Genomic DNA, 12,375 nt, shown 5'->3' with positions numbered 1-12,375 from the left:
TTTGGATAAGATATGAATATTCGTAAAGTAGTTGTCCCTGTTGCTGGTTGGGGAACGCGTTCTCTTCCTGCTACCAAGAATATCCCAAAAGAAATGCTTCCTATCTATAATAAACCTGTTGTTCAGTATATTGTAGAAGAAGCAATCCGTTCAGGTCTTGATGATGTTGTTTTTGTTACCAACCGTGAAAAAAAGATCATTGAAGACCATTTTGATAAAAACCTTCAACTTGAAGCGTTACTCAAACGAGCAGGTAAGGACGAATTGCTCCGCACCGTTCAAGACGTTGCTCAAATGGCAAATATTATTTCTATTCGCCAAAAAGAGCAGTTAGGACTTGGTCATGCCGTGTTGTGTGCAAAAGATCTCATCAATGAAGATGCTTTTGGCGTTATGCTGGGTGATGACCTTATGTTCGGCATGGAACCGGGCTTAAAGCAGCTTATTCAGGTTGCTGTGGCTGAGGGACTTCCGGTTGTCGGTGTAATGGAGGTTGAGGCTGACAAGGTTGATCAATACGGTATTGTTGCAGGTGTCGAAAAATCTCCTGGAATCTATCAAGTTACAGATCTTGTTGAAAAGCCTGCCATTCAGGATGCTCCGTCCCGCCTTGCTATAGTTGGGCGTTACATTTTGACACCAGAAATTTTTCCTGCCCTTGAACAAACCAAAGCTGGTGCCGGCGGTGAGATTCAGTTGACAGATGCTCTTCGCACTGTTGCCAAGGAGCGTGGTTTACTGGCAGTAAAAATGCGCGGTATGCGCTTTGATGCAGGTAACTGGGCAGAGTATTTGACTGCTAATATTTATTTTGCATTGCAAGACGAATCCATACGTGAAGATTTAATAAAACACTTAAAACCACTGCTTCCATAATGATGTGGTTTGTACGTTGAATAGCAAAAAGGTGGTCTTTGTGATCGCCTTTTTTTCTTTCAGGGATATATAGATGCTCTCGATTTCTCTTTTAAGCCCTCCTTACGCAACATTAAGCTACTCCAAACCAGTGTGGCTTGATTCTTCTTTATGGAAATGCGGGCAGCGTGTGATTGTGCCTTTGGGGAAAGGAAAAATGTTGCGGGCAGGAATTATTGTTGCACTTGACGATAAGTCTGCGGTGAAGGAGGGGGTAGAGCTTAAAGAATGTTTATGGGCTGCTGAGCGTGAGCCGTTATTAAGTCAGCAATACTTGGCTATGGTGAAGCAGTTAGCGCTTCGTCATATGGTTACAGAGGGAGAAGTGTTAGGCGGCCTTCTTCCGGCAGGCTTACGTACTTCAAAGTTACGGTTGCGAGTATTAAATGGCGGGAAACCTCGAACTGTTGCCATGCGTGATGTAGCAAACATGTCTGAGGCAGAGCGATGTGCATTGGGCGAGCTTTGGGGGAAAGGGGCAGTAGAGATTCTGGATAGTTCTTTTGATGCTGAAGAGCAGGAGTTGTGCAGCTTACTCGTTGATCCGCCTTGGTCTGTTCGCCCTTCTGCAAAACGGCAGCTTGAAGTCTTAGAATATTTGTATGACAAAGGTGTTTTATCGCGAGCAAGGTTGCTGCAAGATCTAGGATCTCGAGTGTCCGCAGCATTGAATACTCTTGCTGAGCGGAACCTTGTGCGCATTGGCCCTCGAGAAGAGGGAACCTGTAAAGAGTGCGAAGTCGATGATCCTGAATGCTCCCTGTCTACAGGTGATGGCTTTACACTTTTACCCGAACAGCAGGAAGTTTTTGATAATTTTTTAGAACTGATGGAGTCTGATTCTCCTCGCTCTGCACTGCTTTATGGAATTACCGGAAGTGGTAAAACAGTTGTTTATTTAGAGCTGGCTGCAAAGGCACTTGCTGCCGGACAATCTGTCATGTTGCTTGCGCCTGAAGTTGCTTTGGCTTGCAAATTAGAACATGCAGTGCGTAATCGCTTTCCGGATCAGGATTGTTTTTTTTATAATGGCTATCAATCCCCAGTTGAAAGAGAGAAAACTTTTCGAGCACTAGCTGAGCGTTCAACTTCGTGTATAATAGTAGGTACACGCTCTGCATTATTTTTGCCTTCTCCTCCTCTTGGATTGGTTGTTTTGGATGAAGAGCATGACACTTCCTTTAAGCAGGACGAAGGGCTTGTCTATCAGGCAAAAGAAGTCGCTTATTACCGCGTGCAGCAGAGCAATGGTTTTCTTTTGCTCGGCTCTGCTACACCGGATGTTAAGACTTTTTATGCAGTGCAACAGCAGGCTGTGAATATGGGGGTTATGAAGCAGCGTGCTGGTGAAGGTGAGCTACCGGAAGTTTCTTTGCTGGATATTAAGCACATGAAACGCGCTGACGGAATGCTGGCTCCTGAGTGTAAGCGTCAGATAAGAGAAACAGTAGATCGCGGTGAGCAAGTTGTTATTCTTTTAAACAGGCGCGGATATTCTCCCCTGATGTACTGCCTTGATTGCGGGCATGTTGCAAGGTGTCCCCATTGTGAGGTCGGGCTGACGTATCATAAGGGACGAGAGCGGCTTATCTGCCATTATTGCGGGTATTCTATTTCATACCCGACAGTGTGTACTAAATGTAAGGGCGTTCATTATCTTCCCATGGGGGAAGGAACAGAGAAGTTGGAGGAGAGCCTTGTAGAGCTGCTTCCTCCCGAAACAAAAATTTTACGTCTGGATAAGGATTCTACTCGTCGTCCAGGGAAAATGCAGCGTATACTGGATGCTTTTGCAAATCAGGAAGCGCAGGTTCTTGTTGGAACGCAGATGTTGTCCAAAGGGCATCATTTCCCCAATGTAACACTTGCTATTGTAGCAGATGGCGATCTTGGGCTGAATTTGCCTGACTACAGGGCTGCGGAGCGAACATTCCAGCTGCTTGTACAGGCATCGGGACGTTCTGGTCGCGGTGAGAAACCCGGTAAAGTTCTTATTCAGACGCGTGACCCCGAGCACTACTGTTGGCAGTTTGTAGGTAGTGCAGATTATGATGGATTTTATGCAGAAGAAATTGAGCGAAGACGTAAACGAAAATATCCACCTTTCATCAAACTAGCGCTTATCCGAGCCAGTTTTCCACTGGAATGGAATAGAGGGATGGAATGGGTGGAGTCGTTAACTGATGTGGCAAGGAACCTTGGTAAAGAACATGATGTCCGTGTGTTAGGCCATACGCCGTCTCCTTTACCTCTTTTGAGAGGAAGAAAGCGTTTCCAGTGGACACTTAAGTCAGACAGCTGGGTGAGTATTCGAACGCTATATTATGCAATGCGTAAAGCGGTTCCTCGTGGTTCTAAGCTTAGGCTCTCTCTGGATATTGATCCCGTGAATATGTTGTGAGGAGCTAACTATGATTTTTGTTGTACCTGCCTGCGCGGCATGCCCATTTTATCTTTCAGATAATGGCGGTAACTGTAGCGGGCGTTTTCCGGAAATACGGCCTGTTGATGTGGATCCTGAAGCTGGAAGGCCGGAGTGGTGTCCAGTTTGTGATGAAGCAATGAGGGTGACAGAGCCTGCTGCAAATAATACAGGCTTACCTGCAATTGCTGTTGACGAGTGTGAGCAGTGTCCGTTCTTTTTTCAAAATGAAAAGCGTCGCTGCAACATCGCAAACCCTAAAGGCCGGCCGATTTTGACGGAAGAAGAGCGGCCGGTGTGGTGTGTATTACGAAAAGAAGTGATTGTGATCAGAGGTCACTAACTTTTTTTCAGGTTGAAGTAATAGTTGATTGCAAAGGCAGGAACATGAGTTCCTGCCTTTTTTATATACAAGAAATTTTTCAATTCACATTTTTTATAAGTAACCATTCTATATTGCAGAGTAATATTTTTCTCTAAAGAATACTGATTAGGTAGAAAAGTGTAAAAAGCGTTGCCAAGTGAAAGTGTTACTATTATAGACCCTGTAATTTACATTTTTGGGTAAGTAGCAGTTACGGCAGAGGGGCCTTGTTACTTGCTCTTTTGCATGTCTTAAGGGGAAACACTGTTCATTTTTTCTAGTTACCTGAAAAGATTGAACAGAGTGCTGAACAGGCACTTAAAGACATGCTAACTAAGAATTCGAGGGGAAAATAATGAAGCGACATTTCCTGTCTATTGTTGCGTCCTGTGTTCTGCTGTTAGCGGTTGCAACATCTGCATCTGCTGCGGGTTTTGCTCTGTATGAATGGAGTGCTCGTGGTAACGCTCTTGGTGGTACTCTTGTTGGTCGTGCTGACGATCCTTCTGCTGTTGCATACAATCCTGCTGGTATCACTCAGCTCGAGGGTACTCAGATTGCTTTTGGTGTTTCCTTAGCATCTCCATATGCTGAGGTTGTTACTACCGACCTTGGTGGCGACACCACTACTACTAAAAGCAAAGACGCTCTCTTTCCAATTCCGCATTTTTACGTAACGCATAAAATTAATGATAAATGGGCTATTGGCTTTGGCGAGTTTTCTCGTTTTGGTCTTGGCTTCGGTTACGATAAAGACAAATTTCCTGGTGCATACAACGTTTACAATGCAGAAATCCAAACGATTTCTTTGAACCCGAACATTGCTTATAAGATCACAGATCGTTTATCTGCAGCTGTTGGTCTTGAGTATGTATACGTTGATGTTGCAATTAAAAAGAAGCTTCCTGTAGGTGGTGGTCTTGCAGGCGGTAAGTCCAAGCTTACAGGTAGTGGTGATGGTATTGCGTTGACTGCAGGCCTTCACTACAAATTAGATAATTGGCGTTTTGGTGTAGGCTATCATAGTCAGGCAAAAATTGATGCCGATGGTGAAACAAAAGTAACCGAAGCTGGCGCGAGTCCTATTTTTCCGAATGGCACTTACGATACCGAAACAGCGATTGTTCTTCCAGATATGATCAGCTTTGGTGTTACCTACTACCCAATCAAAGAACTTAGTATTGAGGTTGCCGCTGTACATACTCGTTGGTCTACTTACAGAAATTTTGATCTTGCAATCTCTGGCACTCCACTTGGTGATATTGATAAACAACAACCAAAGGACTGGAATGACGTGTGGCGTTTCAGCATTGGCGCTGAGTACGATATCAATGAAAGCTGGACCGTACGTGGTAGCTACGCATACGATGAAGCTCCAGAAAATGCCAAATATGTTGATTACATGATCCCAGCTGCGGATCGTCATCTTATCGGTGCAGGTGTAGGTTACAGAATTGATGACTGGACTATTGACCTTGCATACACGTATATCATCGCGGAAAGTGTTAATTATGATAACGCAGCAAGTTTGGAATCTGGCGTAACTCCTGGTAAATCTCAGAATGGCGTAACCCACATGGGTGCAGTAACTGTTGGTTACTCTTTCTAAGTTGCGAGAGCAGATAGTTACTGTTCGCTATCTATAGTTGCAATGATGACCGGCTCGGGGTAATTCCTGAGCCGGTTTTTTGTTTTTTTATAACGAGGTAATAAAGTATGCATGTTGTATTGTTTGAACCGGAAATTCCACCTAACACTGGCAATATCGCCAGACTCTGTGCAGCAACTGCAACTGATCTGCATTTAATTGAGCCGCTAGGGTTCAGTCTTGAAGATAAGTATTTAAAACGTGCCGGTCTTGATTACTGGCCGCATGTTTCGGTTTCAGTCTGGAAAGACTGGGATGCATATATGGAGGCTGTGGGGCACAATCATAGGCATGTGATGGCAAGCTCAAAACGGGGGGGTGCGGTTCATGAAGTTGAATACGATGTGAATGACGCTCTCGTTTTCGGGCCAGAGACGAGAGGGCTGCCCGACAGTCTTATGGATAAGTATCCTGATCACGTACGCATTCCTATGTGGGGAGAAGTGCGCAGTTTAAACCTTTCAACAGCTGTAGGCATTGTACTGTATCAGGCCTTTGCTGCAACTGGAGTACTCAACGGAAAGTAGGTAGTTATGAAACTCTTCTGGATTCCTTTGGCTGCGTTTGTCATCGATGTCGTTTTTGGTGACCCAAGGTCGTTACCGCATCCTGTTCAGTTGATAGGTCGTCTTTTGAATAAATTGGAAAAGACCGCCCGTCGAAACTTTCCCAATAAGTTTGGGGGTGTTCTTTCACTTTTTATTCTGTTGCTGATGGTGTTCATCGTTGTGAACATATGTATTGGCATACCGTATGTGGGATGGGTATTTGCTTTGTATTTTGCATGGTCCGGCTTGGCTCTTGGGAGTTTGCTTTCTGAAGGGACAAAAGCAGTTCATGCTGTGGCATCCGGTTCTCTTAAAGAAGGCCGAAAGGCGGTATCTATGCTCGTCAGCCGTGATGTTTCAGAATCAACAGAAGAAGAACTATACAAAACACTTGCAGAAACACTCTCTGAAAATTTTAATGACGGAATTATTGCCCCGTTTTTCTGGCTTGTGCTGTCAGGGCCAGTTGGCCTGTGGCTTTATAAAGCGACCTCTACAATGGATTCAATGTGGGGATATAAAAATGAAAAATGGAAAGAGTTGGGATGGGCCGGTGCAAAATTTGATGACTTATTGGCGTATCTTCCAGCGCGTTTTTCAGCAATGTTCCTTCAATGTACTGCGAATTTGGCAGGCTTAGGTACCGGGCGCGGTGTTTGGGACGGTGTCGTGCAGGATGCTGCCAAAATGGAAAGCCCTAATGCCGGATGGCCGATGGCAATGGCAGCGCACCTCTACGGTAGACCAATGGGGGGCAGTGCTGTTTATTTTGGAAAGGTTAAAGAAAAACCAGTGCTCGGCAGTGGGACAGAAGAGTGGGATAGCCATTCGTTGATGCAGTTGATAAAGCACATTCGCCTTGCAGCAATTTTTGGTTGCGGTTTATTGTGGCTTGTTGTCTCGTTACTGCGCTTAATCTTCTAGCACTACGAAGCTAGAGTGTTTATACGTACTATGATTAATAGAAAAGGCTGCCTTGTTGGGCAGCCTTTTTTGTAACGACAATAGCAACGATGTTCAGAGCTACACAACTTCACCGGCAGCATTGCCGGATGCCCATGCCCAATGCAGATTGAATCCGCCAAGATCGCCGAGCACATCAAGAACTTCACCGGTGAAATATAATCCCTTGCAAAGTTTGCTTTCCATTGTTTTGGAAGAAATATCTGCGGTATCAACTCCGCCGCCTGTTGCTTCAGCTTTTTTCATTCCTTCCGTGCCCGTCGGAACAACATTGAAAGCATGGATGCTGGCATGAATTTCCTGCATATCTTTTTTGCTTAGCTGTGCCAGTTGCTTTTCGCCAAGCTCCTGTCGGATGAGTGCAGACGCAAGGCGTTCTGGGAAATGGCGATTGACGATTGTTTTTAAAAGAGGCTTTGAGCCTGCTTCTTTAATGCTTTCTTCAATAGAAGCGTATGGGAGGAGGTCTATCTCGATTGAATCGCCTTTTTTCCAGTGTGCTGAAATTTGTAGTACTACAGGTCCACTGATGCCTTTGTGAGTGAACAGCATGTTCTCAGTAAATTGTTTTCCATTGCTGCTGATTGTTACGGGAAGAGCAATTCCGGAGAGATTTTTCAATTTCCAGTTTGATGGCATCATTAGTGGAACCAGTGCCGGAAATGTCGGAATTATCTTGTGTCCGAACGTACGTGCAATTTTGTATCCGGCATCAGTTGCTCCCACTTGTGGCCATGCGCTGCCGCCAAGCGCAACAATAACGGACGGTGCTTGGTGAGTACTGTCTGTTAATTGAACGTCAAAAAGGTCATCTTTTTTTTGTACACTTGTAATTTGTTCGGAAAAAAGAAAGCGTACATTATGTTCAAGGCAGTCGTTATAAAGTGCCTCTGTAATATCAGCAGCGCTGCGAGTGCAGAATAATTGGCTGTGCTCCCGCTCTTCCCACGGTATTTCGTGAAGAGATAAGTATTCAACCATGTGCCTTGGTGAAAAGCGTGCAAGTGCAGATTTACAAAAGTGCCTATTTTTACAATGGTAGTTAGCTGGACTTATGTCTATATTGGTAAAGTTACATTTGCCACCACCAGCAATCAAGATTTTGCGTCCGGCTTTACGAGCATGGTCTACGACCAGAACGGTGCGACCGCGTTTGGCTGCGGTAAGGGCTGCCCAGAGACCTGATGCCCCTGCGCCTAAAATGATAACGTCATGTTGATTCATGCGTGCTCCTGAAAATATGTGTCGTTACTGCTTACATGAAGCCAAAGGGACGTATACTGTTATGGTGTAATTGTCACGTTATCCTCTGAGGTGAGCACTATGCCTATTTATGAAAACACACTGTATCCGGCTCCTTTTTTTCTTCCCGGCGGGCATGCACAAACGTTGTACCCGGCATTATTCAGAGCGTTGGAGCTACCCGCGTGTACTGTTCAACGAATAACAACACCTGATAATGATTTTTTAGATATCGATTTTCATCATGTTACTCCCGGTAGCCCGAAAAAGCGTCTGGCGATAGTTTCTCACGGCCTTGAAGGGAATTCTAAGCGTTCATACGTGAAAGGGATGGTTAGAGCCTTAGTGCGCGCGGGATGGGATGTTGCCGCATGGAATTTTCGAGGATGCAGCGGAGCACCGAATAGAACGCTGCATATGTACCACAGCGGCTCAACAGAAGACTTGAACTCTGTAATCCAATACTGCGCTTTAAGAGGGTATCAGGATATCGTTCTGGTCGGGTTCAGCATGGGAGGAAATCAGATTTTGAAATACCTTGGTGATCCTGATAGCAACGTTAATTCCAGAGTGCAGGCGGCGGTTGTTTTCTCCGTCCCTTGTGATCTTGTAGGGGCAGCAAAAGCAATGGATAAACCTTCCAACGCTATCTATTTAAAAAACTTTATGCGGACGCTAAAAGATAAAATAACCCAAAAGCATGAAGCGTTTCCAGATCAAGTAGATATATCACATTTGCATGAGCTTAAAACCTTCAGGGATTTTGATGAGGTGTATACCGCACCGTGGTTCGGTTTTAAAGATGCTTTGGAATATTGGAAGGAAAGTTCAAGTATTCAATTTTTGGATAAAGTAAAGATTCCTACGTTGCTTATCAGTGCCCGAAATGATCCATTTCTTTGGCCGACATGTTATCCCACAGGGCAGGCTCACAGGAGTGACTACCTTTACCTTGAAACGCCAGCCGAGGGCGGGCATATCGGATTTGTTAGGTTGGCAGATGATGAATACTATTGGTCAGAGATTAGAGCCGTAGAATTTATCGGACAAGTCATGGGCGTGTAATACGTCGTTTGTAGAACTGATTATTTCTCAATAGACATAAAAAAGCACCGCAACAATCCTGCTGAGCAGTACTGTCGCGGTGCTTTTATTTTCTATTTAGGACGTGTTGTGCATCGTCCCGCAGTCGTGAGGCTATTTGCCCTCAGCTGCTTTCTTTTTACGGCCTGCAAGGCGGTGACGATCCTGTCCGGAAAGAATGTTCTTACGCAGACGGATGGACTCAGGGGTAACTTCTACACATTCATCTTCAGTGATGAAGTGGATAGCGCGCTCAAGAGTCATAGGACGAACAGGAGTAAGTACAACTGCATCGTCTTTACCGGAAGCACGTACGTTGGTGAGTTTTTTACCCTTACATGGGTTTACATCAAGGTCGTTGTCACGGTTGTGCTCACCGATAACCATGCCTTCGTATACAGGCAGACCAGCATCGATGAAGATTTCACCGCGTGGCTCAAGGTTGAAGAGAGCGTACGCAACGGACTGACCAGAACGGTCACATACGAGAGAGCCGGTGTGACGGGTCGGGAACTCGCCACGGTATGCTTCGTAACCGTCGAAGAGGGAGTTCATGATGCCGGTTCCTTTGGTGTCAGTGAGGAACTCGTCACGGTAGCCGATGAGACCGCGGGAAGGAATAGTGAATTCCATACGTACGCGACCGGTACCGTTGTTCACGAGGTTGGTCATGCGGCCTTTACGTGCAGAAAGTTTTTCAGTCACTACGCCCATGAATACGTCGTCGCAGTCGATGAAGAGTTTTTCCATTGGCTCGGAAAGAACACCGTCTACTTCTTTGAAGATTACTTCAGGACGACCAATGGTCAGTTCGAAACCTTCACGGCGCATCTGTTCAACAAGAATAGCCATCTGGAATTCGCCGCGACCTTTTACGATAAAGCTGTCACGCTCTTCACTGTCTTCAACACGGATAGCTACGTTAAGCATAGTTTCGCGGTTAAGACGTTCACGGATTTTACTGGACTGAACGTGTTTACCTTCAGTTCCTGCAAGTGGTGAAGAGTTGATGCTGAAACGCATGGAAACAGTTGGTTCATCAACGTTAATACGAGTCAGTGCTTTCGGGTCTTCTTTGGTACAAATGGTATCACCGATTTTTACATCTTCAATACCGGAAATTACTACAATATCACCCGGAGAAGCAGCGCTGGCTTCAGCAAGTTTCAAACCTTCGTAAGTCTGAATTTTGGAAACGCGAAGGCTGCGCGGGTTGTTGTCAGCACCAATGCATGCAAGCTGGTCGTTGCTGTGGATTGTTCCGTGGAATACACGGCCTACTGCGAGACGACCGAGGTAGTCAGAGTAGGAGAGGTCGGCAACAAGCATCTGGAACGGCTGTTCAGGATCGTATTTCGGGCCGGGAACTTCTGAAAGAATAGTTTCAAAAAGAGGAGTGAGGTCTTTCTGTTCTTCTTCAGGAGAGTTCATTGCCACGCCGTCACGACCGATAGCATACAGCACTGGGAACTCAAGCTGTTCGTCTGTAGCTTCAAGGTCAATGAAGAGGTCATATACTTCATCAAGAACTTCGTTGATGCGTGCATCAGGGCGGTCAATTTTGTTGATAACAACAATAACTTTGAGACCGGCTTCAAGAGTCTTTTTAAGAACGAAACGAGTCTGAGGAAGTGGGCCTTCAGAAGCGTCAACGAGCAGGATAGCGCCGTCAGCCATTGTCAAAGAGCGTTCAACCTCACCGCCGAAGTCGGCGTGACCCGGAGTATCAATGATGTTGATCTTGGTTTTACCCCAAGAAACAGCACAGTTTTTAGCAGCAATGGTAATACCGCGTTCGCGTTCAAGATCCATGCTGTCCATTACACGGTCATCAACTTCCTGGTTCGCACGGAAGATGCCGCCCTGTTTAAACATGGCGTCAACAAGAGTTGTTTTGCCGTGGTCAACGTGCGCGATAATCGCAACGTTACGAATTGCATCGTTATGAGTAGTCTGAGTCACAGATAAGTCCTTATATAATGCAAAAGTTCTATTGTTGCTGCTGGTTGTGGCGGCATAGCAAACTTTCGCGGTTATGCGTTGTGTCGGAGGCATATACCTAAGTGGAGGAAAGGGCAAGCTCTCACGCACTGTTTTCTTCGTAATGTAACATACCCAAGGGTTGAAGACACCATAAACAGAGCACCGCGGGTCTTTTTTGCAAAAAGCCCGCGGTGATTTTTTGTTCAATAGATACGAGTCTAATGAAAAGGCGTAACGTTCCGATAAGAGGGGTGAGGAATCAGATGTTCCCTGTGCTTACGGTACGCTTGGATCAATAAGGGGTGGGAGCTGCTTGTGTTAGCACTGTTTAGCGACAATTGCCTGCAGCAGAGCAGAAAGGTTTGCACCTGCTTTGTTTGCTGTGCGGATAATCTCTTCAAGCGGAACATCACCCATGCAATCGGGAAGGTTTTTATTGGTCAGGCAGGATACACCGAGAACCCGTAAGCCGAGATGTCGGGCAGCGATGACTTCCATAACTGTGGACATGCCTACAGCATCAGCCCCCAGACGTTTGTACATACGTGTTTCAGCAGGTGTTTCCATTTGCGGGCCATGAACCCCGGCATAGATTCCGCGTTCGAGTCGGATACCGAGTTTGGCGGCCTCTTCCATTGCGCAGGAAATAAGCTGTGGATCGTACGCCTGACTCATGTCGGGGAAGCGGGGACCCCAGTCGTCAACATTACTGCCGGAAAGAGGTGTGCGGCCTGTAAAGTTGATGTGGTCGGTGATTGCCATAAGAGTGCCTGCGTCCCACTGAGGAACAAGGCAGCCTGCGGCATTGGTTGCAATATAGGTTTCAATACCTAAAGCAGCCATCACGCGAACCCCCATACTTACTTCAGCAGGAGAATAACCTTCGTACAAATGGTTTCTTCCCTGTTGAATTACTACAGGAACATCGGCAAGAGTGCCGAAAACAAACTGTCCTGCATGCGATTCTACAGTAGAGTGCGGGAAATCAATGATGTCGTTGTAAGAAATAGTCTCGGTTACAGTAACTGAGTTTACAAAATCACCAAGGCCGGTGCCGAGTGCAATGCCGATTTTTGGAGAAAGATCGTTTTTTGCAAGCTCTTTGATTGACTGTACGGCGTTATGTACTTTATTCAAACTTTGCATAACCTGCTATACCTATTGATAGATTGTAGGGAAACATGTTCCGTAATGGGTTTGACGGAAC

The 12,375-nt window shown here is 45.8% G+C and carries 10 protein-coding genes; 7 read left to right on the top strand and 3 right to left on the bottom strand.

Annotated elements, in window-relative coordinates:
* The first annotated feature begins 12 nt into the window (after nucleotides 1–12).
* The 6 genes from galU to cbiB all read left to right on the top strand — a co-directional run bounded on the left by galU (nucleotide 13) and on the right by cbiB (nucleotide 6,821).
* Nucleotides 13–876: a UTP--glucose-1-phosphate uridylyltransferase GalU gene (gene galU, locus QZY95_RS03555; protein ID WP_290919416.1), complete on the top strand. Its 864-nt coding sequence runs from the start codon at nucleotides 13–15 to the stop codon at nucleotides 874–876.
* A 73-nt stretch (nucleotides 877–949) separates the two neighbouring features.
* Nucleotides 950–3,316, top strand: a complete 2,367-nt coding sequence (gene priA / locus QZY95_RS03550) for a primosomal protein N' (protein ID WP_290919414.1) — start codon at nucleotides 950–952, stop codon at nucleotides 3,314–3,316.
* A 10-nt stretch (nucleotides 3,317–3,326) separates the two neighbouring features.
* Nucleotides 3,327–3,680 carry a hypothetical protein gene (locus QZY95_RS03545; RefSeq protein WP_290919412.1) on the top strand — a complete coding sequence of 118 codons (354 nt, stop codon included), beginning with the start codon at nucleotides 3,327–3,329 and terminating at the stop codon, nucleotides 3,678–3,680.
* A gap of 376 nt (nucleotides 3,681–4,056) precedes the next feature.
* On the top strand, nucleotides 4,057–5,310 hold the full coding sequence (locus tag QZY95_RS03540; RefSeq protein ID WP_290919410.1) for an outer membrane protein transport protein: 1,254 nt from the start codon (nucleotides 4,057–4,059) through the stop codon (nucleotides 5,308–5,310).
* 107 nt (nucleotides 5,311–5,417) lie between these two features.
* On the top strand, nucleotides 5,418–5,876 hold the full coding sequence (locus QZY95_RS03535; protein ID WP_290919408.1) for a tRNA (cytidine(34)-2'-O)-methyltransferase: 459 nt from the start codon (nucleotides 5,418–5,420) through the stop codon (nucleotides 5,874–5,876).
* Nucleotides 5,877–5,882: 6 nt separating this feature from the next.
* Entirely contained in the window at nucleotides 5,883–6,821 is a 939-nt protein-coding gene (cbiB, locus tag QZY95_RS03530; RefSeq protein ID WP_290919406.1) for an adenosylcobinamide-phosphate synthase CbiB, read from the top strand.
* 99 nt (nucleotides 6,822–6,920) lie between these two features.
* Here the strand turns inward: cbiB and QZY95_RS03525 are convergent, their stop codons facing one another.
* Nucleotides 6,921–8,084 (bottom strand): NAD(P)/FAD-dependent oxidoreductase, encoded by a 1,164-nt coding sequence (locus QZY95_RS03525; protein WP_290919404.1) that lies wholly within the window; start codon nucleotides 8,082–8,084, stop codon nucleotides 6,921–6,923.
* 99 nt (nucleotides 8,085–8,183) lie between these two features.
* Here QZY95_RS03525 and QZY95_RS03520 point away from each other — a divergent pair, with 99 nt between their 5' ends.
* Nucleotides 8,184–9,167, top strand: a complete 984-nt coding sequence (locus QZY95_RS03520) for an alpha/beta fold hydrolase (RefSeq protein ID WP_290919402.1) — start codon at nucleotides 8,184–8,186, stop codon at nucleotides 9,165–9,167.
* A gap of 132 nt (nucleotides 9,168–9,299) precedes the next feature.
* Here the strand turns inward: QZY95_RS03520 and typA are convergent, their stop codons facing one another.
* Nucleotides 9,300–11,147 carry a translational GTPase TypA gene (gene typA / locus QZY95_RS03515; RefSeq protein ID WP_290919400.1) on the bottom strand — a complete coding sequence of 616 codons (1,848 nt, stop codon included), beginning with the start codon at nucleotides 11,145–11,147 and terminating at the stop codon, nucleotides 9,300–9,302.
* 339 nt (nucleotides 11,148–11,486) lie between these two features.
* The gene (locus QZY95_RS03510) at nucleotides 11,487–12,314 is read right to left on the bottom strand and encodes a purine-nucleoside phosphorylase (RefSeq protein WP_290919398.1); all 828 of its coding nucleotides are present in this window, start codon (nucleotides 12,312–12,314) and stop codon (nucleotides 11,487–11,489) included.
* Between the last annotated feature and the right edge of the window lie 61 nt (nucleotides 12,315–12,375).

It is taken from the genome of Halodesulfovibrio sp., assembly GCF_015482765.1.
Taxonomy (GTDB): domain Bacteria; phylum Desulfobacterota; class Desulfovibrionia; order Desulfovibrionales; family Desulfovibrionaceae; genus Halodesulfovibrio.
The sequence above is the reverse complement of the archived record's forward strand: the minus strand, read 5'-3'. Positions and strand labels throughout refer to the sequence as shown.